The sequence below is a fragment of the Niveispirillum sp. genome (genome assembly GCF_052437035.1).
Taxonomy (GTDB): domain Bacteria; phylum Pseudomonadota; class Alphaproteobacteria; order Azospirillales; family Azospirillaceae; genus Niveispirillum.
In genome coordinates, this window is sequence record NZ_JBQVOH010000017.1 from 43,434 (window position 1) to 66,409 (window position 22,976).

General features: G+C 63.7%; 20 protein-coding genes. 7 read left to right on the forward strand and 13 right to left on the reverse strand.

All coding sequences use genetic code 11. The annotated features are described in order from the left end of the window. Positions 1-119: 119 nt before the first annotated feature. The 4 genes from ACT6Q8_RS24615 (at position 120) to ACT6Q8_RS24630 (ending at position 5,330) form a co-directional block, all read left to right on the forward strand. Entirely contained in the window at positions 120-725 is a 606-nt protein-coding gene (locus ACT6Q8_RS24615) for a helix-turn-helix domain-containing protein (RefSeq protein WP_444735148.1), read from the forward strand. Between the two features lie 80 nt (positions 726-805). Next, on the forward strand, positions 806-2,179 hold the full coding sequence (locus ACT6Q8_RS24620; protein ID WP_444735162.1) for an aspartate aminotransferase family protein: 1,374 nt from the start codon (positions 806-808) through the stop codon (positions 2,177-2,179). After that, positions 2,176-3,564 carry a glutamine synthetase family protein gene (locus ACT6Q8_RS24625; protein WP_444735149.1) on the forward strand — a complete coding sequence of 463 codons (1,389 nt, stop codon included), beginning with the start codon at positions 2,176-2,178 and terminating at the stop codon, positions 3,562-3,564. The genes ACT6Q8_RS24620 and ACT6Q8_RS24625 overlap by 4 nt, the downstream gene beginning before the upstream one ends. A gap of 71 nt (positions 3,565-3,635) precedes the next feature. Next, positions 3,636-5,330 carry a YjbH domain-containing protein gene (locus tag ACT6Q8_RS24630; RefSeq protein ID WP_444735150.1) on the forward strand — a complete coding sequence of 565 codons (1,695 nt, stop codon included), beginning with the start codon at positions 3,636-3,638 and terminating at the stop codon, positions 5,328-5,330. An 11-nt stretch (positions 5,331-5,341) separates the two neighbouring features. Here ACT6Q8_RS24630 and ACT6Q8_RS24635 read toward each other — a convergent pair whose 3' ends face one another. Together ACT6Q8_RS24635 and ACT6Q8_RS24640 are read right to left on the reverse strand one after the other, a co-directional pair. Further along, positions 5,342-6,766: an ATP-binding protein gene (locus tag ACT6Q8_RS24635; protein ID WP_082372330.1), complete on the reverse strand. Its 1,425-nt coding sequence runs from the start codon at positions 6,764-6,766 to the stop codon at positions 5,342-5,344. Further along, complete coding sequence (locus tag ACT6Q8_RS24640) at positions 6,763-7,494, reverse strand: response regulator (protein ID WP_054168205.1); 732 nt, start codon at positions 7,492-7,494, stop codon at positions 6,763-6,765. Before ACT6Q8_RS24640 ends, ACT6Q8_RS24635 begins: the two co-directional genes overlap by 4 nt. 134 nt (positions 7,495-7,628) lie before the next feature. On the opposite strand from ACT6Q8_RS24640, the gene ybaK reads away from it, so the two are divergent. Both ybaK and ACT6Q8_RS24650 read left to right on the forward strand, forming a co-directional pair. Continuing rightward, the gene (gene ybaK, locus ACT6Q8_RS24645) at positions 7,629-8,153 is read left to right on the forward strand and encodes a Cys-tRNA(Pro) deacylase (RefSeq protein ID WP_444739452.1); all 525 of its coding nucleotides are present in this window, start codon (positions 7,629-7,631) and stop codon (positions 8,151-8,153) included. Between the two features lie 170 nt (positions 8,154-8,323). Next, positions 8,324-9,367, forward strand: a complete 1,044-nt coding sequence (locus tag ACT6Q8_RS24650) for a sensor domain-containing diguanylate cyclase (protein WP_054168206.1) — start codon at positions 8,324-8,326, stop codon at positions 9,365-9,367. Between the two features lie 196 nt (positions 9,368-9,563). Here the strand turns inward: ACT6Q8_RS24650 and ACT6Q8_RS24655 are convergent, their stop codons facing one another. From ACT6Q8_RS24655 to ACT6Q8_RS24700, 10 genes are all read right to left on the reverse strand, one after another. Beyond that, positions 9,564-10,121 carry a hypothetical protein gene (locus tag ACT6Q8_RS24655; RefSeq protein ID WP_444735152.1) on the reverse strand — a complete coding sequence of 186 codons (558 nt, stop codon included), beginning with the start codon at positions 10,119-10,121 and terminating at the stop codon, positions 9,564-9,566. Positions 10,122-10,238: 117 nt separating this feature from the next. Beyond that, positions 10,239-11,642 carry an efflux transporter outer membrane subunit gene (locus ACT6Q8_RS24660; RefSeq protein WP_444735153.1) on the reverse strand — a complete coding sequence of 468 codons (1,404 nt, stop codon included), beginning with the start codon at positions 11,640-11,642 and terminating at the stop codon, positions 10,239-10,241. Positions 11,643-11,665: 23 nt separating this feature from the next. Beyond that, positions 11,666-13,648: a MacB family efflux pump subunit gene (locus tag ACT6Q8_RS24665; RefSeq protein WP_054168208.1), complete on the reverse strand. Its 1,983-nt coding sequence runs from the start codon at positions 13,646-13,648 to the stop codon at positions 11,666-11,668. After that, positions 13,645-15,063: an efflux RND transporter periplasmic adaptor subunit gene (locus ACT6Q8_RS24670; RefSeq protein WP_444735154.1), complete on the reverse strand. Its 1,419-nt coding sequence runs from the start codon at positions 15,061-15,063 to the stop codon at positions 13,645-13,647. Before ACT6Q8_RS24670 ends, ACT6Q8_RS24665 begins: the two co-directional genes overlap by 4 nt. A gap of 129 nt (positions 15,064-15,192) precedes the next feature. Further along, positions 15,193-16,188: an amidohydrolase family protein gene (locus ACT6Q8_RS24675; RefSeq protein WP_444735155.1), complete on the reverse strand. Its 996-nt coding sequence runs from the start codon at positions 16,186-16,188 to the stop codon at positions 15,193-15,195. Next, a complete protein-coding gene (locus ACT6Q8_RS24680; protein WP_054168211.1) occupies positions 16,185-16,724 on the reverse strand; it encodes a 3-hydroxyanthranilate 3,4-dioxygenase in 540 nt (179 codons plus the stop codon). The genes ACT6Q8_RS24675 and ACT6Q8_RS24680 overlap by 4 nt, the downstream gene beginning before the upstream one ends. Then, positions 16,718-17,152, reverse strand: a complete 435-nt coding sequence (locus tag ACT6Q8_RS24685) for a RidA family protein (RefSeq protein WP_444735156.1) — start codon at positions 17,150-17,152, stop codon at positions 16,718-16,720. The genes ACT6Q8_RS24680 and ACT6Q8_RS24685 overlap by 7 nt, the downstream gene beginning before the upstream one ends. Next, on the reverse strand, positions 17,149-17,934 hold the full coding sequence (locus tag ACT6Q8_RS24690; protein ID WP_054168213.1) for a 2-keto-4-pentenoate hydratase: 786 nt from the start codon (positions 17,932-17,934) through the stop codon (positions 17,149-17,151). Before ACT6Q8_RS24690 ends, ACT6Q8_RS24685 begins: the two co-directional genes overlap by 4 nt. Beyond that, a complete protein-coding gene (locus ACT6Q8_RS24695; RefSeq protein ID WP_444735157.1) occupies positions 17,934-18,695 on the reverse strand; it encodes a hypothetical protein in 762 nt (253 codons plus the stop codon). Before ACT6Q8_RS24695 ends, ACT6Q8_RS24690 begins: the two co-directional genes overlap by 1 nt. Positions 18,696-18,706: 11 nt before the next feature. Next, positions 18,707-20,185, reverse strand: a complete 1,479-nt coding sequence (locus tag ACT6Q8_RS24700; RefSeq protein WP_444735158.1) for a 2-hydroxymuconic semialdehyde dehydrogenase — start codon at positions 20,183-20,185, stop codon at positions 18,707-18,709. A 168-nt stretch (positions 20,186-20,353) separates the two neighbouring features. On the opposite strand from ACT6Q8_RS24700, the gene ACT6Q8_RS24705 reads away from it, so the two are divergent. Then, positions 20,354-21,316, forward strand: coding sequence for a LysR substrate-binding domain-containing protein (locus ACT6Q8_RS24705; protein WP_444739453.1), 963 nt, complete (start codon positions 20,354-20,356; stop codon positions 21,314-21,316). A gap of 23 nt (positions 21,317-21,339) precedes the next feature. Here ACT6Q8_RS24705 and ACT6Q8_RS24710 read toward each other — a convergent pair whose 3' ends face one another. Beyond that, the gene (locus ACT6Q8_RS24710; RefSeq protein ID WP_444735160.1) at positions 21,340-22,689 is read right to left on the reverse strand and encodes a sodium-dependent transporter; all 1,350 of its coding nucleotides are present in this window, start codon (positions 22,687-22,689) and stop codon (positions 21,340-21,342) included. Positions 22,690-22,976: the final 287 nt, after the last annotated feature.

Below are 22,976 nucleotides of genomic sequence, written 5' to 3' on the forward strand. Positions count from 1 at the left end.
GAAAACCATTAAGGATTTCAGTAAAAAGCAACCTAACCCTTTGGGGGGTAGCTACGACCTTTCCGCGCCACACTGAAGATGTATGTTTCCTATGAAGTCTGTCAGGGGAGACATCACAAGTGCAACATCATGACGGTGTTCATCTGCGCATGATGCGCACCTCACGCGGGATGAGCCTTGCGGCTCTGGCCACGTCGGCGGGGCTGTCGAAAAGCGAAATATCGAAGCTGGAGAACGGTGTCCGGCCTTTCCGCCCGGACCACGTTATCCGGCTGGCCAAGATTTTTGGCGTCGGTCCGACGGAAATGCTGTCGCCCGCCAGCCCGCTGCGCACCATGCTGAGCGAGAACAAGGCCGACACGGAATTGCCTCTGTATGAAGGGCGCGATCTGGCCCGCGATGGGGTGGATGCCAAGAGTGCCGGTACGATCCCCCGCGCACCGCAGATGCGCAGTATCGCCGGCGCCTACGCCGTGACAGTCCATGATCTGTCGAACGCGCCCGCCATCGGCATCGGTGCAACCTTGCTGGTCAATCCTAATGCGCCCGCCAATGTTGGCGATCTGGTCATCAACCGCCTGAATTTCAGTCCGATTGCCTTCTACCTGCGGCAGGATGACGAGGGCGTGATCTATGGCATGACCCTTTCCCGCCGCCGGGTTGAGCTGTCCATAGAGGATGTGGAAAAGCTGCACAAGGTGGCCGGAATCTGGTTCCCGCATTGAGGCACACTTAAGCGCCCCTTGACGCCCGCCCTGCCCGGCCCCGACATTCGGGGTCGGACATTGCGGGAGAGGAATGAATGATGGACGGTTCCGGTGGCATAGCCGCGAAAACCATCCAGGCATTGATGGCAAGTGAACGCGTGCGTTTCGTTTCCGCCCACCCTGACGCCGCGGCACGCGCAGGTAACGGCTTGCCCGGATTCTATCAAGGCGTGCCAATGCATTGGATGCGGGATTGGCCCATGCCATTCCCGATGCTTGTGACGAGCGCACAGGGCGCCACCTTGACCGACAGTGACGGCCATGTGCTGGCCGATTTCTGCCTGGGTGATACCGGGTCGATGTTCGGGCATTCGCCGGAACCGGTGCGCCAGGCCCTGATGGCGCAGGCGGGACGTGGCCTAACCTATATGTTGCCCACCGATGATGCGCTGGCGGTTGGTGCGCTGCTGCGCGGCCGTTTCGGCCTGCCACACTGGCAGGTGGCGACAACGGCAACGGACGCCAACCGCTTTGCCCTACGGGTGGCGCGTGCCGTGACCGGTCGCGGCAGAATTCTGGTTTTCAATGGTTGCTACCATGGGGCGGTGGATGAGACATTCGTGCGGCTGATTGACGGCGCACCTGTCAACCGCCCCGGCCTGCTGGGTCAGTTCACCGACCTGACGGAACGCACGCGGGTGGTGGAATTTAATGACCTGCCGGCGCTGGAGGCTGCCCTTTCCGACAGAACGGTGGCCTGCGTGATCACCGAACCGGTGCTGACCAACTGCTGCATGGTTCTGCCCGATCCGAGGTTTCATGAGGCACTGCGACGTCTGACGCGCGAAACGGGTACCCTGTTGCTGATTGATGAGACACATACGATCTCGACCGGCCCCGGCGGCTACACGCGCGCGTATGGGTTGGAACCCGACATGTTCGTGCTGGGCAAGCCCGTTGCGGGTGGGGTGGCGGCCAGTGTCTGGGGCTTCACCGACGAGGTGGCGCGCCGGCTGGATGCCGTGCGGGCGGTGACACCGTCGGGACATTCCGGCATGGGCACAACCCTGTCGGCCAATGCCCTGGCCCTGGCCTGCATGCGCGCGACTTTGGAACAGGTGATGACCGACGCGGCCTATGCTCATATGGAGGCGCTGGCGGGGCATCTGGCAACCGGGCTGTCAGGCGTGATTGATCGGCTGGGTCTGCCCTGGCATGTGGTGCGGGTGGGTGCGCGGGTAGAGTTCATCTGCGCACCCGGCCCCTTGCGCAATGGGACGGAGGCGGAGGCGGCGCATGCGAGACCACTGGAACAGGCCATCCATCTCGCGCTTCTCAATCGCGGCGTTCTGATCGCGCCGTTCCACAACATGATGCTGGTCTGTCCGGCCACGACGGGGGAACAGGTCGATCGCCTGATCACCGCCTTTGCTGAAGTGGCCGGCATTCTGGCACAGGGCAAAACCCCATGATGGCGCGCATCGGCGACTGGGCAGAGGCCGAAGCCTTTCTGGCGGCACATCCCGATGTGGAAGCTGTCGATATCGTCCTGACCGATGCCAACGGCATCGGGCGCGGTAAGATCATCCGCCGGCATGAGGTGGAGGCGCTCTATAAACAGGGCCGGCACCTCCCCTCCTCCATCCTGGGTCTGGATGTGACGGGGGAGGATGTGGAAGAGACGGGGCTGGTCTGGTCAGTTGGTGATGCCGACCTGCGCGCCTGGCCCATCGCCGGCACGCTGGTCCCGCTGCCCTGGACATCACCCAGGCGGGCACAGGTTCTGGTCAGCCTGTACCACCTGGATGGTCACCCGCATGGGGCCGATCCGCGCCATGCCATGGCCGCCCAGATTGACGCGATGGCAGCGGACGGGCGTTATCCTGCCGGGGCCTTCGAACTGGAATTCTATCTTCTGGATGCCGAACCCGGCCCCGATGGCCGCCCACGCCCGGCAGCCATGGCGCTGGACGGACGGCGGCATGGGCAGGTGCAAGTCTATGGCCTGGACGATCTGGACGGGATGCAGCCGTTTTTCGGGCCCGTCTATCAGGCCGCGAAGGTGCAGGGTCTGCCGTTGGAGACCCTGATTTCCGAATATGCACCGGGGCAATATGAGCTGACCCTGCATTACCGCCGTGACCTTCTGCGCGCTGCCGATGATCTGGTGATGCTGAAACGGCTGGTGCGGGCCATGGCGCGACGGCAGGGGATGGTCGCCTGTTTCATGGCCAAACCGTTCGCGGCGCATGCCGGATCGGGGATGCATCTGCATGTATCGCTGAATGACAGCCAGGGAAACAACCTGTTCGCGGAGGATGAGGGCGCGGTGTCCCCCAATCCGCTGCTGAGTCATGCCATCGGCGGTCTGGCGGCGACCATGGGGGATGGGATGCTGGCATTCGCACCCCATGCCAATTCTTGGCGCCGGTTCGTGGCCAAGCTCTATGCGCCGGTGCAGCCTACTTGGGGTGTTAACGATAGGTCGGTTGCGTTACGGATTCCGGCGGGACCGGTCACGGCTAGGCGCGTTGAACATCGCCCCGCCGGGGTTGATGCAAATCCCTACTTGGTGGGTGCAACCGTCCTTGCCGGGATGCGGCATGGCATGGCGCATGCCATCGATCCGGGACCGGCAGCCGATTATCAGGGCTTTACCCAAGAGACGCCCTTTGCCCGCACCATGCCCGGTGACTGGCGTGCCGCCATCGCGCAGGCCCAAGGGTCGGACTTTCTGAAGGATGCGCTGGGGGCTGATCTGCACCGTTCCTTTATCGCGATCAAGCAGGCTGAATTATTCCGTGTCGCGGGCTGCATACCTGATACAGACTACCATTTATATCTGCATCAGGTTTGAACATCGCCTTTTGATTGATGTTATCGGCGTCGGCGTGGATAGTGTGCCTGCACTATTCATCGCCCTGTCCCATGCGCCTGCTATCAGCCCTGACATTGCTGCTGTTGCTGACCCTGCCGTCATTGGCCGGGGTGGTGGGTGTTTCCGGTCAACCCACCGCCTTTCCGCCGGGCGAGGGCGCGCTGTGGTTGGGTTTGGAGGTGCCGGAGGACAATGTCGCGGCGGTCAGTGTCGGCATGCGACCCGTGAGGCCACTTGCCGTGACGGTGCGCCAGGGCGATTGGGGCGCGCAGACAGATGTGACGCTGGAACTGGCCGAGGCACGCGGCCTGTTGCCCAATCTGGTGTTGGACAGCAGCGGGCATGGTGGCGCCATGACGGGGCGGCTGGACAGCCTGCTTCTGGGCTGGACGCGCAGCGGGGTGGAGGTCACGGCGGGGGCGGCCCGCTCAGGCATGGGTGATGTCAGACCGGTTCTGCAGGTACTGCTGCCCGTGAAGACGCCGGTACCGTTTATCAATGATACCTGGATTCGTGCCGGGATCGGCGGTGTGGATGGACCAATGTTGGGTGCCGGGTGGTCACCGGAACCAGGACGCATGTTGAGCATCACCTGGTTGCGCGACCGGGGGCTGGTGGCGGGCATCACTGAACAGATTGCAGGGGACGACCTGTCGCAGCCCTATTTCGGACGGTCGCGGCAACACGACGCCGGAGCATGGACGGATATCGGACCCTTCATGTCACCGGGTGGGGCGCTGCATGCCGCCCTGGCCGATCAGCATCCGACGTCGGATAGGGTGAGCGTGGCTAGCCACCGCCTGGGTCTTCCCGGCGTGTCGGCGCGGCTCTATGCCCCGGATCTGCGGAAATGGAAACGCCATCGGATCAGCGCAGCCGAGATTCGTCGGGGTACGCGATTTGAGCGCGCGCCGACGCCCGGAAATCTCGCCCATCATTGGGAAATGACGCTGGATGCGACGATGGAGGTGGAGGCGGGGCCGCGCGGATATCCCGCCGCAAGCCGTGCATCCGCTGGTGCGCAACTGCATCTGCTGCCTTGGTCTGGATTGATCCTGACGGCGGAGGGGCGGGTGGCAAATGCGGGTAACATTCCCCCGCCCCGCTGGTATCCCCCGTCAAAGGGCCGGGACGATGCGGCTCTGTATCTCTATCGACGGTTCAGCCTGGACCGGGCACAGATGGCGTTTGCGCACGCAGTGACACCCTCGCTGGACGTACTGGCCGAAATTGGGCACTTGGACCCGATGTATGGCGGCGGCGGCGGGGAGTTACGCTATCAGCAACTGACGGCACGTTGGTCACTGGGGCTGGCTGCGCACTATGTCTGGAAACGCCCGCCCAGCGTTGAAACGCTTTATCGGGGCAGTGGCCGCACTACCGGCTTTATGAATGCTGGCTGGGAAGGACCGGATGGGGGTAGCCGCAGCGAACTGTCATTTGGCCGTTATCTGGCCGGTGACCTGGGGATGACGTTCACCCTGAGGCGGCAATTTGGGTGGGGTCTGGAGCTGGGCATGGACGCCACGGCGACGACACGCACCAGCCGCTTGGGCCTGTCCGTGACCCTGCCGCTGATCGGGCTGGGTCAGCATGTGGATACGCTGGCCCATGTGAAGGTGCGCCCCCTGGCGCGCGAATATGCAGAAAGGCTGGACCGTGCCATCACCCTGTCCGATCTGCGCCACACCGCCGGCTATGCCAGGGTGGTGGGGGATTGGGATAGGGGGTTCAGGCGACGGTAGCGCTGAACCGGTTACGCAGCCTTGCGCAGAATTATACCTTCTTTATCTGGACTGGTCACAATGGGGATCATGATAATGGCGTCCAGGCCGCCATCCGGGCGGTTGGACAGACGGATATCGCCACCATGCCCACGCACGACAGATCGGGCAATGGACAGGCCCAGCCCGACACCGCCGGTGCGGCGATTGCGCGACGCTTCCAGCCGCACGAACGGTTCAAACACGCGCTCCATATCAGGTTCCGGGATACCGGGCCCGTCATCCGCAACAATGATCTCCGCCCCGGCCCCATCACTGCGGATGGAGACGCGGGCGGTGCCGCCATAGGCCAGGGCATTTTCGATCAGGTTGCGGATGGCACGGCGCAGCGAACTGGTCCGGCAGATCAGGGGCAGACGGTCTGCCGCACTGAAATGCACGGGATGGCCGGTATCGGCGAAATCATCGCAGACGCTTTCCACCAGGGTGGAGAGATCGGCACGCACCGCCTCTTCCCCCAGTTCCTCCCGCGTGAAGGAGAGCGTGGCCTCCACCGTCGACCGAAGTTCATCCAGGGTTTCCAGCATCCGGGACTTGGTTTCCCCCTCATCCAGCAACTCCACCCGCAGGCGCAGATTGGTGATGGGGGTGCGCAGGTCGTGGGAAATGGCCGCCAGGATGCGGGTACGGTCATCCACGAAACGCCGGATGCGGGCGGCCATGGCATTGAAGGCATTGGCCGCACGGCGCACCTCCTCCGGCCCGCGTTCCGTCTCCAGCGCGGGGACCGCCTCCCCCCGGCCCAGCCGGTCGGCGCTGTCGGCCAGATCACGCAAGGGGCGCGACAGGCGGCGGGAGATGTAGAAGGTGGCGGCAGCCACCATCAGGATGGAGGTCAGCAGGGTCCAGGTGGAGGTGGAGGACCAGACGGTGGGCTGTACCATGCGGCGGTTGACGGCGTTCAGCCATTGCCCGTCATCCAGGCGGACAGAGAATTTCATCCCCATCTCCACCGGTTCGATGGCGGCCCAGGGATTGTGGAACCAGGAGGGTTCGGCATTCTCCGCCCGGTTCCACATCTTGAACTGCACGGCACTAGGCGGCAGGTCCAAAATATCGATCAGCCTATCACGCACGGCCATGGCCTGCGGATCTGTCAGGCGATAATCGGGCGGAATGGACGGGGCATCATCCACCGAGTAGCGGGTTTCCCGCGCGCGTATGGCCGCCAGCGTGTCGGACCGGTGTTCGCGCGGCAACGTATCCATGACGCGGCTGGTGGCCGCGATGCGCAGCAGCGTCTCTTCAATATGGGTGCGGCGGACGGTGGCGGCCTTATCGTCCAGCGATGCCGTCCAACTGGCGAATTTCGCCACCAGCATGGCACCGACCAGCAGCGCCACCATATGGGTGAACAAGCTGCGCGGATGGCGCAGGAAGGACATCACCCCCTTCATGCCGCCCGGACCTCCGTCGCCAGGCAGTAACCGCCACCCCAGACCGTCTTGATCAGGGTGGGGTTGCGGGGATCGGGTTCGATCTTGCGGCGCAGGCGGCTGACCTGATTGTCGATGGAACGGTCGAAGACATCGGCCTCCCGCCCCTTGGTCAGATCCAGCAGTTGTTCACGGGTCAGCACCATGTTGGGGTGGCGCACAAACGCCTCCAGCAACGAAAACTCCGCTGTAGACAACGAAACGACGACGCCATCGGCTCCGGTCAGTTCGCGGCGATTCAGGTCCAGCATCCAACCATCAAAGGAAAGTCGGCTTTCATCGGCCTTTTTTCGCGCACCGGTCACGGGTAAAGAGTGGCTGCGGCGCAGAACGGCGCGGATGCGGGCCAGAAGTTCGCGCGGCTCAAACGGCTTGGTCACATAATCATCGGCACCCATTTCCAACCCGACAATGCGGTCGGTCGGCTCCCCGATGGCGGTCAGGAAGATGACGGGCGTGTCCATCGTCTCCCGGATATGGCGGAACAGGCTGAGCCCATCCTCCCCCGGCATCATGACATCCAGCACGATCAGATCGGCGGCACAGGCGCGCAGCCGCCGGCGGGCCACCGCCGCATCCTCTGCCGCCGTCACACGCATTCCATGCTTTTCCAGGAAGCGGGTCAGGGTCTCCCGGATGTCGCGGTGGTCATCGACCAGGAAGATATGGGGATTGTCAGCGGCCTGCATGGATCGGTAACAGTTAAATGAAGATTACAGGAAGATGGCACGCAAGGGCATGCACGGGAAGGCATGACCGCGTACCAAATTGTATCGGTTTGTGACGGGTTGCGGACTTGACCCGGCGGTTGCGCGCGGAAAAGATGGCGACCCGGTCCCATTATGAAGAACGCCATCCCATGTCCACCAAGGCAACCCCCGCCGTCAACGCCCTGAAATCCGCCGGCGTGGTGCACCGGCTGCTGGAATATGACTACGACCCGGATGCCGACGCCATCGGCATGGCGGCGGCCGCCGCCCTGGGCGTTGATCCGGCCATGCTGTTCAAGACACTGGTATCGGATGTGGAGGGGATGGGGCTGGTCTGTGCCGTGATTCCATCACCGGCCCGGCTGGATTTGAAGGCGCTGGCCAGTGCGGCGGGCGGCAAGCGGGCTTCCCTGGCCGATCCGAAGGCGGCGGAACGGGTGTCGGGCTATGTGATCGGGGGGATCAGCCCGCTGGGCATGCGCAAGCGTCTGCCGACCCTGATTGATGCCAGTGCCGGGGGCTTGACCGAGATGATCATGAATGGTGGGCGGCGGGGGCTGCAGATCGCGGCGGCACCGGCGGATATCGTCCGGGTGCTGGGAGCGAAGCTGGCACCCATTACTGTAAACAAATTATAACACCTTGGTACTAATATTATATTAGTGAGCCTTGATGGGATTGTAACCCAATCGCCATAGGCCCAAGAACCACACCGACAGAGCGAATGGATAGCTATCGCACCCGTGCCAACTGCATATACATTTCGGGGAATTAACCAGTTCCAGACATGACGGGAGGCGGGGCGACCATGGCGGCGATCATCGACACCCAACCGCCCGGCGGGGCGTTTCATGCCGGGGCCTGTGGCCTGCAAACGGATGAAGCGCTGCGCCTGCGCACGCTCGACCGGTATCATGTGCTGGACAGCCAGCCGGAACCGCAGTTCAACCGTATCGTCACCCTGGCCAAACGGGCTTTGCGGGTTCCCATCGCATTGATTTCCCTGGTTGATGAGGAGCGGCAATGGTTCAAGGCGCGCGACGGGCTGTCGGTGGAAGAGACCCCGCGTTCCCTGGCCTTCTGCGACCATGCTATCCGCCGGCGTGAGGCGATGGTGGTAGAGGATGCGCGCCTGGATGTCCGTTTCCGGGATAATCCGCTGGTCACCGGCGAGCCGGGGATCCGGTTTTATGCGGGCGCCCCCCTGATCACCCGCGACGGGCAGGCGCTTGGCACCGTCTGCGTCATCGACCGCGTGCCCCGCAGCTTTGATGAGGATGACCGCGAAACCCTGACCGATCTGGCCGCCATCGTCATGGACGAGCTGGAATTGCGGTTGGCCAACCGTGAACTGGCGGTGCTGGCGCAGACGGACCCCCTGACCGGTTCCCTGAACCGTCGCACCTTCTTTTCCCTGTCAGAGCGGGAGATCGGGCGGCGGCGGCGCACAGGGTGTGACATCGCGGTCCTGGTGCTGGATATCGACCATTTCAAGAAGATCAACGATACCTATGGGCACAGCGTCGGCGACCGGGTGCTGGCGCAGTTTGCGGACCAGATCGGCCAGACCATCCGGGTTCAAGATGTGTTTGCGCGCTTAGGGGGTGAGGAATTCGGCCTGATCCTGCCGGATGCCAGTCAGAGCCAGGCTGTTGAAACCGGGGAGCGCCTGCGCCGCATTGTGGAACAAACGCCCATCCATACCGACAGCGGACCCGTCCGGATTACCGTCAGCCTGGGCGCGGCGACGGTCAAACCGGGCGAGATCAGCGTGGAACCGGCCCTGCGCCGGGCGGACGAGGCGCTGTACCGTGCCAAGCATTGCGGGCGCAACCGGGTGATCGCGGCCTGACCGGTGTGCTGATGTTGACACGGGATTCACTACCAGAAGGCTCTTGCGGTGCCGCGCCTTTACCTCTGCCACCCAGGCTCCAGGACGAAATCAGGCGCTTCATCAAGGAGCACAACGGATCAGCAAAGCCCTTCGCTTAAACAAAATCAGCCGAAGCCATTCTCGAAAAACTCCGAAGCACCCCTGATCCAGAGCACTAGCGGCGCTTTGTGAGCAACTTTTCTACGTAAAAACACGAGCACCACCGCAGGACAATTTGGATAATCAAAGGCGGAACAAATATGATTCCTACCCACAAATACTGATTTAGTAAGTTATTGGGCGATACCGCTTCACCGATAATAAGCAGAGATATTGGAACCGCCACCAAAGCGGACAGCAATAAGGATGCGACAGAGCATTTTATAGCAATAAATACCGACTTGCTTATCCATAAAACAGGAATCAACACAATAAATGTAATAAACCAGCCAGCCCCAAACGGTAAGTGAAAATATTCCGTCCAAAATGAACTCGGCGAAGTCTTCGAGAATAAGAATTGATCAGGCAAAGAAATTATTGCCAGACCAAAAAGAATTCCACTGCCCAGCATTGCCAATTTTTCCCGTTGCACAACTCTCTCCGTGTATACCCAACCTGAAGAACTCATCTTGCTGGTGGATGTAGAGTCAACCCTTTGATCTAATGTAGAATTCGGGCGCAACACCTGAAACTTTCCGATCAATGTAATCGCACCCACCACGCGCAAACCCACGCCGCCCCCACTTGACCCGTCACCTGATCCAGCAAGGAACACAAGGGATCGGCAACACCCCTCGTCTTGAGAAAATCCGCTCTGGATCTGTACCTGTTCATTGGGTCAATGCATTAGTTACGCCGCGGTCCAGCCGCCGCCCAGGGCACGATACAGCGAGATGGCGGCCTGCAGCTCCGACAGGCGCACCTGGGTCAGCTGATCCTGTGCCGACAGCAGGGAGCGTTGAGCGTCCAGGAGGGTCAACAGGTCGGTCGCCCCCTCGCGGTAGCGGGTTTCGGCCAGGCGGAACAGTTCACGGGCCAGACGCACCGCCTCTTCCTGCAGGACCCGCTGCTTTTCAGCGTTGCGGGCCGCGGACAGGGCCGTTTCAACATCGGAGAAGCCGGTCAGAATGGCCTTGCGGTAGGTTTCGACCAGTTCCACGCGCCGGGCCTGCGCCACCTCCACCTGCGCGCTGCGGCGGCCACCATCGAACAGGCTTTGGGCCAGCGACAGACCGGCATTGGCGACGGCATTGGGGGCGTTGATCAGGGTGGACAGGCCACCGCCCGTCAGATTGCCGGACAGGTTCAGGGTGGCGGACGGGTAAAGGGCGGCACGGGCGGCGACAATGTCGGCACCTGCAGCCTCCAGCTGTTTCGACGCGGCCTTCAGGTCGGGGCGGCGTTCCAGCAGGTCGGCGGGCGCCCCCGCCCCCGTAGCCGGCAGACCTAAGCCCCCCAGGCCCGTGGCGGACAGCGACAGATCGGCGGGCGCGCGGCCCAGCAGCACGGCCAGAGCGTTGGATGCCGCCAGTTCCTGCTGCCGCAGGGCCGGCAGGGTGGCGCGCTGGCTGGTCAGGGCGGTGCGCTGCTGCGCCACTTCCAGGGCTGTGGCGGCACCGTTGCGGAACCGGGCATCAACGACGGCCATCACCCGTTCGGCAAGGGTCAGGTTCTCCTCGGCACTGCGAATGCGGTCGCGCAGGGACAGGACCTGGAAATAGGTGTTGGCGACGGTGGAGGTAACGGTCAGGGCCACCGTTTCCTGATCCAGCCGGCTGATTGCGGCACTGATCGCGGCGCTGTCGGCGGTGGCACGGTTCGCCCCCCAGAAATCCAGCTCATAGCTGGCGGACAAGCCGGCACTGGCGCTGCTGCGGCCCGACCGTCCGCCGGCACCGGACAGGTCGGTTTCCTGCCGGCTGATCCCGGCGCTGGCATTCAGACTGGGCAGCAGGTCGGCCCCCGCCGCGCGGGCGCGGGCATCGGCCTGCAACAGGCGGGCGGCAGCGGCGGCGAGGTCGGGGTTGGCCTTGCGCGCATCGGCCAGAAGCGACACCAGCTCCGCCGACCCGAAACCACCCCACCAATCGGCGGCGGGCCAGGGGCTGGCGGCATTGGTGCCAGCGGCCTGTGTCCAGGCGGTGGGCGGGGCGACGGGGCTGGCCGTGCTGCCATAATCGCCCTGTACGCAGCCCGACAGAAGGGTGCCGGACAGCAGCAGCGACAAGAACAGGCGGGAATGTCTGACGATCATGCTTGGACGATCCGGAAAAGAGGTCAGTCGGCGGCCAAAGCCACAACGGGATCCAGCAGGGCCGCCCGCCGGGCGGGCGTGTAGCCGAAGATCAGGCCGGTGGCGAAGGCGCAGGAGAAGGCCAGAAGCATGGGCGGCAAGGTCAGCTGGATATCGACCTTGAAGATGGTCAGGAACAGCGAGACGCCGATGCCCAACACCACGCCGATCACCCCGCCCAAGGCGGAAACCAGCAGCGCTTCCAGCAGGAATTGTTGCATCACATGGCGGGCGCGGGCACCGGTCGCCATGCGGATGCCGATCTCCCGCGTGCGTTCGGTGACATTGACCAGCATGATGTTCATCACCCCGATCCCACCCACCAGCAGTGAGATGGCGGCGATGGAACCCAGCAGGATGGTCATCGTCTCCCGCATCGCCGACAGTGTGTCGATGAAGGAGGCGGTGTTACGGATCTGGAAATCCTCCGCCTGATGGCGCGTGGTCAGCAGGCTGGTGATCATCGCCTGGGTTTCATCGATCATGGCCAGATCATCGACCAGAACCGTGATGGAGCGCAGATCACGCCGCCCGAACAGACGGTAGGAACCGGTGGTCAGGGGCACGAACACCACATCATCCTGATCCTGACCCACGGGGCTGGCGCCCTTAGGCGACATGACGCCGATCACCTGGAACGGCACATTGCGCAGCAGGATATAGCGGCCAACCGGGTCCTGTCCGGGGAACAGGATATTGGCCACCGTCTGCCCGATCACAGCCACGGGCGCATATTGGTCCATCGCCGCCTGATCGAAGAAGGTGCCGCTGGACGGCTCCCACGATCTTGCCAATTGCACATCCGGGCTGGTTGCCGTGATCTGGGTCTGATAGTCCAGATTGCCGGCACGCGCCGTCATGCCGCCCGTATATTCGGGTACCGAGGCCACGACATTCGCCACCTTGGCAATGGCGGTGGCATCATCGGGGACCAGGGTGGCAAGCCCGTTGGCATTGCGCTGCCCCGGCGCGCCGGGTCGGATGACCAGCAAGTTGGTGCCCATGGCGCTGATCCGTTCCACCATGGCCTTCTGCGAACCGTTGCCGACCGCCAGCATGGTGACGACCGAGGCCACGCCGATGACGATGCCCAGCAGGGTCAGGACGGTGCGGTAAAGATTGGCCGACAGGGCACGCCGCGCCATGCGGAAGGCTTCCAACACTTCCTTGGCTGTCCAGCCCGTATCCTCCCCCTCCTCCGGCACCTGAATGGTGCGGGCAGCAACGGGCGGCGGGGCCGGGCTTTCCAGGGCGTGGTCGGTCGGGTGGTCGGCGACGATCTGGCCGTCCTTGATCTCCACCAGACGGCGGGCATTGTTGGCCACGTCGCGGTCATGGGTGATCAGGATGACGGTATGGCCCTTGGCCGCCAAGTCGGATAGAAGCTTCATCACCTCCACGCCGCTGCGGCTGTCCAAGGCACCTGTCGGTTCATCGGCCAGGATGACCTGACCACCATTGACCAGAGCGCGGGCGATGGAGACGCGCTGCTGCTGACCGCCCGATAGCTGGCTGGGCCGATGGTCCATGCGTTCGGACAGGCCAAGCGTCGTCAGCAGATCCTCGGCCCGTTCCCGCCGCTGATCGCGGCCCAGGCCGGCATAGATGGCCGGCACTTCCACATTCTCCACCGCCGTGGACATGGGAATCAAGTTGTAGGACTGGAACACGAAGCCGAACGCTTCCCGCCGCAGCATGGCCAGCATGTCGCGGTCGAAGGTGGAGACGTCGCGCCCGTCGAACAGGTAGTTGCCCGTCGTCGGGCGGTCCAGACAGCCCAGGATATTCATCAGGGTCGATTTGCCAGACCCCGACTGGCCCATTATGGCGACGAATTCACCGGGATAGATTTTCAGCGAGATGCCTTTCAGCACCTGAACCGCCATCTCCCCGTTGGAATAGGTCTTGGTAATGTCCACCAGTTCGATCAGGGGGGTGGCATCGCCCCTGCTGTGCGGCGTGCTCATAGCATCCCCGGCGGGCGCATGCGCTGCATGTTCTGCTGCTGCTGTTGCTGCTGGGCCTTCAACTGGCCGGCGGACGGCTTGCGGCCCACCACCACCTGATCGCCCTCATTAAGGCCGGACACGACCTCTGCATTCACGCGGTCGCTGACACCGATCATGATACGGCGATCCTCCACCGTACCGTCGGCCTTCAGCACCTGCACCATGCGGGGCCGTTCGCGCGCACCGGCATCGGCCGGCTGGGCGCCGGCGGGGGCCGCGCCGTCACGGCGGCGGCGCTCGCCATTGGCACCGGCGGGCGGCGTGCCGCCCTGGACACCGGCCTGCGGCTGACCGCCTGCCTGCTGCGGACCACCGGCGGCACGCAGCGGCGGACGCTGGAACGCGGCGACGGGCACGCGGATGACATTCTCAGCGGCGGCAACCACGAAGAAGGTCTGCGCCGTCATCTGCGTCATCAATTCGCCGCCCGTATTCTCTACATCGTAAAGCGCGTTGTAGAGGACGACATTGTTCACCACTTCCGGCGTCGGGTTGATCTTGGCCAATGTCCCGCGCCAGCGGCGATCGGGGCGGCCAAGGGTGGTGAAATAGGCCTGCATGCCGATGCGCAGACGCGACACGTCGGCCTCCGACACCTGGGTCGTCACCGTCATCACCGACAGGTCGGCGATACGCAGGATGATGGGCGCCGACTGGTTGGCGTTCAGGGTCTGGCCCTGCTTGGCATTCTGCGACACGACCGTGCCCGACATCGGGGCATAAATCTTGGTGAAGCCCAAATTCGCCTCATCCCCGCGCAGGGTGGAATTGGTCTGGCGGATCTGGGCCTTCACCGCCTTCACCGCCGCCTCCCCTGCGCGCAGGGTCTTTTCCGCGTTCTGGAACGTGTCCTCGCTGGTGGCGTTTTCGGCCAACAGGTTCTTCTGCCGCTTATATTGCTGCTGCGCCAGGGCCAGTTCGGCCTCCCGCTGCATCAACTGCGCACCCAGATTTTCCAACTGGGCACGGTCGGCCTCCACCCGCGTCTGATAGACGGTGGGATCGATCTCGGCCAGCAGGTCACCCTGATTGACCTGCTGCCCGATCTCCACATGCACCTTGCGCAACTGGCCCGACACCTGGGTGCCGACATCCACGTAATCGCGCGGCTGCAAATTGCCGACGGCGGTTACGTTATCTTCGATGTTGCCGCGATCGATGGCGGTGGTCATCACATCGGATGCCGCATCGCCGCCCGACGTTCCCCCGGACTGCCACCAGTAGACACCGGTGGCAACGGCCAGAATGGCCAAGCCCAGCAGGATGTTGCGGCGGCGGAACAGGGAACGTCTGGAACGCGGGCCGGGCGGCTTGGCAGGGGCCTTGGTCGTGGCGGAGGCGGCAGGCTGCATCTTCACTTCTTCGGCAGACAAGTTGGATTACCCCCCTTATACGCCGCACATGCGAAGACCCTGCGGAGAAAATTGTTTAAATTTTTGTCATCTGGAAACCGTGTCCGGCGGGTGAACATTCCCGCCGGACGCTACGCCGTGCCGTCGCTGTCAAAGACCGAAGAAGCGCGCGGCATTGCCGCCCATGATCTTGGCCTTGGCCGGGGCCGACAAGCCGTCATGGCCGCGCACCAGGGTTCCCACCCGCTGCTCGCCCAGCGGGAATGGATAGTCGGAACCCAGCATCACCCGATCCTCTCCCATGGTCGCAACCAGCAGCGACAGGGCAGCCTGATTGAACACCGCACTGTCCACAAAGAACCGGTCGACATAGGAGGATGGCAGGTTGGGGCAATCCTTGCGCACGATATCGCGATGGGTCCAGGCATTGTCCACCCGGCCCAGCAGATAGGGGAAACTGCCCCCGCCATGCGCAAAGCACAGCGTCAGGCTTTTCGGCAGCCGTTCAAACGCGCCCGACATGATCAGCGACAGGATCGATAGCTGGGTTTCCGCGGGCATGCCGACCAGCCAGGCCAGCATGTATTTCGGCATCCGTTCACGCGCCATCATGTCCCAGGGATGGACCAGAACGGGTGCGCCGATATCGGCGCAATGGTGCAGGAAGGTGACGATGCCGGCATCGTCCAGGTTCTTCTCCCCGACATGGTTGCCGATCTGCACCCCGACATGGCCATCCTTCATGGCACGGCTGACCTCGGCACAGGATTTGTCGATATCCTGCAACGGCACCTGACACAGGGATTTCAGGCGGGACGGATCGGCGGCGCAGATGTCGCGGGCGGCATCGTTGAACAGTTTGGCACAGTCCAGTGCCTGTTCGGCGGGACGGGTGTAGCCGAACAGGACGGGTGTAGCCGACATGATCTGGATATCGACATTGTCGCGGTCCATGTCGTCCAGCTTGGCCTGACCGTTCCAGCAGCGCTCATCAATGGGGCGGAATTCCTCCTCCCCCAGCATGATCATGGCCTGCCCGCCGCCATGATGGCGCATCCAGGGCCAGTTGCGCGGCGTACCGAAACGTTCGGCCAGATCGGGCCAGTTCTCCGGTACGAAATGGCTGTGCATATCGATGATGGTCATGCCGCACCTGCCTTGGCCACCTTGCCCGGATGGACCGTGCCGCAGGACGGGCAGGTACGCTTTTCGACATTGTCATAGAAGGACTGGAAGATGGGGGGCAGGTCCTTGACGATGCTGGACAATTGCACCTCCGCCTTGTGGACGATGCCGCCACAGCAATCGCAGTACCATTGGAACGCGTCTAACAGACCGTTAGGGCGCTGGCGTTCAATGACCAGGCCGACGGAACCTTCGACCGGGCGCTGCGGGGAATGCGGGACGTTGGGGGGCAGCAGGAAAATCTCCCCCTCCCGGATGGGCACATCCCTGGGACCACCGTCGATCCACAGGCGCAACACCATGTCGCCCCTGATCTGGTAGAAGAATTCCTCCAGCGGATCGACATGGTAATCGGTGCGCTGATTGGGGCCGCCCACGACCGTGACGATGAAATCGGCGTTCGACCAGATCTGGGCATTGCCGACCGGGGGACGCAGCAGATGCTGATGCTCCTCGATCCATTTTGCGAAATTCAGCGGCAGGCCATAAGTCAGCATGCTGTTCCTCCCTTCAGGGGCTTATAGGCCACGGCCTTGATCTCGATGCGCAGATGCGGGTGCGGCAGCTGATGTACCGCCACCGTCGTCCGCGCCGGCCCCTCCTGGTCGAAATACTCGCCATAGACCTGGTTGTACCCGTTGAAATCATTCATATCGACCAGGAAGGTGGATACCTCCACCACGTCGCGCAGGCTGGCGCCCGCCGCTTCCAGAATGCCGCCGATATTCTCGATCACCGCCCGCGTCTGGGTCCTTATATCCAGGTCGGTGGCGCCCAGATGATCGACCGTGGCGCCGGCGATGGAATTATCAGGGCGCCTTGAACTGGTGCCGGAAACGAAGATGAAATCGCCGGCCCGGTGGAAATGGGGGAAGCGTCCCCTGGGTGCCGCCCGGCCCTCGATGACCATGGCATCGCTGCTCATTCTGCCGATCCTTCTGCCGTCATCTGAAATTCGACGCGGCCCAGTTCCTGGGCTTCCAGCGTCACATGGTCACCAGGGGCCAGCGCCTCTGCCGCCGTCGCGGCCCCGGCCAGGACGATCCAGCCGGGCTGAAGCGTGATGCCGGCGTCACCGGCCAGCCGGGAGGCCGCCACCAGCGACAACAGCGGATCACCCAGGATGGCGGCACTGCTGCCCATCTGCCGGGGCTGACCATTGATAGACATCACCATGTCCAATGCGCGCAGGTCGCCCCCCGGCTCTTGCCAGGGTCCCACCACAAACGCGGCGGAAGAGGCATTGTCCGCCACCACATCGGCCAGGGAGAATTTGAAATCGCGATAGCGGCTGTCGATGATCTCCAGTGCAGCGGTAACACCGTCGACAGCGGCCAGCGCCTGTTCAGGCGTCACAATGCCGGACAGCGGCGCTTTCAGGCGGAAGGCAATTTCCGGCTCGACACGCGGATGCACGAAATGTCCGAAAGACAGATCACCACCATCGGCCACCTCCATATCGGCGGTCAGGCGTCCCCAGATCTGGTCATGGACCCCCATCTGGATGGCCTTGGCCCGGCTGGTGAAACCCATCTTCACCCCGACAATGCGGCCCCCGCGTTCGACCCGGCGGCCCACCAGCGCCGCCTGCACGGCATAGGCCTGATCGAGTGTCAGGGCGATGCCGGTGGTGGAGAACTGCGCCGTGGCACGCGCCGCGACGGCGGCGGCATCCAGCGTGGAGGCGCATCGATTGATCAGGTCCATCAGGCGGCCCTTTCCTTCACGAATTCCGGGTTGATCGGGCCACAGCCCAGCATGCCGGCAACCTGGGCCAGCGCCTGCGGGTCACAGCCGTGCCGCCAGCCCTTGCGCGTGGCAGCGGTGATGAAATGGGCAAGCGGATTGGTACCGCCGGCCAGGGCAGCATCGACGCGCACGGCCCCGTTCTGTACCGCGACCAGGGCATTGGCGACGGCCAGAGAGACATCATGGCTGGCGCTGATCCCGCGTTCGGTGGCGGGCGACAGCAGCCGGTCAAATGCACGCAGGCGGGCCGCCACACCATCCATGTCCAGCACCCCGACCGCGTCCACGACATGGATGCAGTTTGCTCCGAACCCCTCCAATGACTGTGCCTGACGGGCCAGATCGCCGGGGCAATGCAGATGCCCATCAATGGGAAGGGCCGTGACATGCAGACCGGCTTCGTGGCCGGCAGCGATGATGGGCGCTGCCAATTCCAGATTGCCGACAAGAACGCGAATGGCGCGGATGCCCAGTGTCCTTGCCCGCTCCACCGCCATGACATCCTCCACCGGCATTGACAACACGGCGCGCATCCCGTCATCCGCCAGCAGCCCGGCCAACGCCCAGTCACCAGCCGGCAGCACGATCCCATCCACCCCCACCCCGTCCAGGGCACGGGCAAGCAGGCTCAACGCCTCATGCCCGAACCGGGAGCGCAGGGCCGGCAGGGTCACGTCCTGGATGACGATATGCCGGGAGGACGGGGTGGGCCTGGACATGGATGCCAGCCTTACAGCTTGATGCAGATGGTGGTGGGTTCGGAATAGAAGGACAGCGAATGCTGCCCCCCTTCCCGCCCGATGCCGGAAAACTTGACGCCGCCGAAGGGTGTGCGCAGGTCGCGCAGGAACCAGTCATTGACCCAGACGATCCCCACCTCCAGCGCGTGCGCCACCCGATGGGCGCGCTGCACATCGCGGGTCCAGAGTGCGGCAGCCAGGCCGTAACGGCTGTCATTGGCCTTGGCGATCACCTCTTCCTCGCTATCGAAGGGGGCGACGTGGCAGATGGGGCCGAAGATCTCTTCTTTCACACAGCGCGCATCCTCCGGCAGGCCGGCGATGATGGTGGGCTGCACATAGGCCCCCTGATCGCGATGGTCGCCAAAACGCGGCACGCCCCCCCCTGTGATGGTGATGGCGCCTTCCTGCCTGGCCAGATCGAAGTAGGAGACGACCTTGTCGCGGTGCTTGGCGGAAATCAGCGGCCCCATCTCCGCCCCGTCGTAGGGGCTACCCACTTGGATCGCCTCTGCCTTCTGTTTCAGCGCGGCCACGAACCGGTCGAAGATCGGGCGTTCGACATAGACGCGTTCGGAACAGAGGCAGACCTGCCCACAATTGCTGAACACCGACCGCACCGTGCCGGCCACGGCATCATCGAAATTGGCGTCAGCGAAGATGATGGCGGCGTTTTTGCCGCCCAGTTCGAAGCTGACGGGCTTCACGCCCGCCGCCGCACTGCGCATGATGGCGCTGCCGGTGCCGCTTTCACCGGTGAAGGTGATGGCGTCGATGCCGGGATGCCCGACCAGGAACTCCCCCGTGTTGTCCGGCCCGAACCCATGCACCAGATTGAAGACGCCGGGCGGCATCCCCGCCTCATGCATGACCTCGGCCAGTAGGGCCGCCGTGGATGGCGTATCCTCTGACGGTTTGGCGACCACGGCATTGCCGCAGGCCAGCGCCGGCGCCAGCTTCCACGACAGCAACAACAAGGGCAGGTTCCAGGGCGATACAACCGCCACCACGCCCAGCGGCTTGGCAATCGTATAGTTCACGGCCCCGCGCCCGTCGGCGGTATCAGTCTGAAAACATTCCGTGCCGCGTGTCAGGGCCAGATCGGCGAACAGGTCGAAATTGGCGGCCCCGCGCGGGACGTCGATGCTGCGCGCCTGATGCAGCGCCTTGCCGGTATCCGCCACTTCGGCGGCCACGAAATCATCGAACCGGGCACGGATACCGTTGGCCACGGCGCGCAGCAGGGCCACGCGGTCACGCACTGGCATGCGGCCCCAGGGACCATGCAGGGCGGCCCGTGCAGCCTTCACCGCGCTGTCCACCTCCGCCTTGCCCGACAGATGCACGGGGGCCAGGGTCGCGCCATCGATGGGGGAGATGTTGGGGAAACTGTCCCCCGCCGTCACGAACTGCCCGCCGATATAAGCGGGGATGGTGCGGCCCTGAAAGGGATAGGCGTGGTGGACCATGGAACGAAACCCGTTCTCTGCTGCCGGGGCAGTGACTGCCCGTGCGGCCTGATGGGTTCCACGCTATCGGGGGCTTGTATAATAGAAAAATACCATTTCAGTGATCCGATATATGGGAATAGCTATATCAGGGACGGTGCCATGTCAGGCGCCGGAGTGGAGGAAAACATGAGCCTGAACCTGACGCCGCTTGTGCTGGAAAACCGCCTGCGGGCGCGGCTGAAATTCAAGCAATTGCAGCTGCTGGTGATGGTGGCCGAACATAACAATATCCTGCGCGCGGCCCAGGTGCTGAACATGGCGCAGCCGGCGGCCACCAAGACCATCCGGGAGCTGGAACAGACGCTGGGCATGGATCTGTTCGACCGCACGTCGCGCGGGGTGACCCCCACCCTGTTCGGTGACGTGGTGGTGCGCCATGCCAAGCTGATCCTGTCACAGCTGCGCCACGCGTCGGAGGAACTGGTGTCGCTGAATACCGGAACCACCGGCAAGATCGCGGTGGGCACGCTTCTGGCCGCCGCCCCCACCCTGCTGCCGCGCGCCATCGTCCTGCTGAAAAAGGAACGGCCCAACATCAATATCCAGGTGGTAGAGGGTACCAACGACAAGCTGATGCCCATGCTGCGCGTCGGCGATCTGGACATGGTGGTGGGCCGCCTGCCCGAATATCGGGAACGGGATGGCCTGTCGCAGGAGGTTCTGTATTACGAGCCGGTATCCATCGTGGCGCGCAAGGATCATCCGCTAGCCGGTCGGGGCGAACTGACCCTGGCCGACCTGATGGATGAGGAATGGATACTGCCCCCGCCGCAGACCAGCCTGCGCCGCCAGATCGAAACGGCGTTTCGCAAGGCGGGGCTGCAGCCGCCAATCAAGACCGTGGAATCGGTCTCCATCCTGACCAACCACACCCTGCTGCTGGAAACCGACATGGTCGCCGCCATGCCCTATCAGGTGGTGCAGAGCCAGCCGGGTCTGGTCCGCCTGCCCGTCAATCTACGCACCGCCCTGGGGCCGGTGGGCATCACCCTGCGCACCGGTGTGGATTTGACGCCGGCAGCGACATATTTCGCGGGTGCCTTGCGCCGCGTGGCCAAGGATGTGTCGGCGGATCGTGAAATGAGTTAGGGGGGCCGAAGCCCCCTTATCCCCTACTCCACCACCTTCGCCGCGAAGATCACGGCCAGGGCCAAGGGTGCCAGCCAGCGGATGCAGAAGCGCCAGGCCTGGAAGGCCAGCCCTTCCCCCAACTCCCCCGCCTGGACCGCCCGGCTGATCTTCCACCCGACCAGAACCGCGATCAGGCAGCCGCCACCGGGCAGAACGACGTTGGAGGTCAGGTAATCGAACAGGCCGAAGAAGGTCTTGTCCGTCAGCAACCCTGCCCAGGCCAGCGGCTTCACATCCGACCAGATGTTGAAGGACAGGACCGACAGGATGCACAGGCCCCAGGACAGCCCGCCCGACAACAGGGCCGCATGCGCGCGTTTCCAACCCAGACGTTCGCTCAGGAAGGATACCGGTGCCTCCATCATGGAGATGGCGGAGGTAATGGCAGCCGCGAACAGCAGGACGAAGAAGGCCACGCCCACCACAACACCACCCGGCATATGGGCAAACATATAGGGCAAGGTGACGAAGGTCAGGGCCGGGCCGCCCGCCGGGTCCAGCCCCATGGCGAACAGAACCGGGAATACGGCGAAACCCGACAGCAGCGACACGAACACTGCCGATCCCACGATGATGACCGACGACCGGATCACCTTCTCACCCCGGTCCATATAGGAACCATAGGCCATCAGGTTGGTTGCCCCCACGCCAAGGGCAAAGAAGGCCTGCCCGAACGCGTCCAGCAGCACGTCGGGCGTGACCTTGCTGAAATCCGGGGTGAACAGGAACCGTGCCGCCGCCGCGACATCGCCCACCAGCATGGCATATCCCGCCATGGCCAGCAGCAGCAGGAACAGGATGGGCGTCATCACCTTGTTGGCCAGTTCCACCCCGCCCGTGATGCCGCGCGCCGAGATGGCGACGGTCGCCCACAGGAACAGGCTGGACCAGCCAAACAGGCGTACCGGATCACCGACCAGCCCGTCAAACCGGGCCTGGGCGATGCCGGCACTGTCCGCCGCCGGGTCCAGGATATAGGCCATGACCCAGCCGCCCACGACACTGTAAAAGGACAGGACCAGAATGGCCGCCGCAACCCCCGCCAGCCCCAGATATCGCCAGCGCGGGCTGGCCCCCGCCTCCACCGCCGCCGCCCGGATGGCGTTGGGCGGCGATACCCGGTACCGCCGCCCAACCATCAGTTCGGCGATCAGGAGCGGCAAGGCGAGTGCAACCACCGACAGCAGGAAGGTCAGCAGGAACACCGCTCCGCCGCCCGTGCCGACCGTATAGGGAAAGCGCCAGATATTGGCCAACCCCACCGCCGACCCGATGGTCGACAACAGGAAGGCCAGACGCGACGACCATTGCTCACGGGGTTGGCTGGACATGGGGGGCCTTGTTTGGGTTGGGCATCTGCCGTGGCCCTATTCGTCATCCCGGCGAAAGCCGGGACCCAGGGGCCACAGGGAAAACAGATGGTTTGGGAACCGAAGAACGTGCCGGACAGTTGGGCGCTTGGTCCCTGGGTCCCGGCTTTCGCCGGGATGACGAATAGAAACGGCAATTACGTCACGGCATCCTTGGCCTGGAATCGTTCCTCCCGCCAGACGCCGCGCGCCATGATATCGGCCAGGATGTCCACCGCGTCGGCCACGTCGGTGTAACGCAGGTAGAG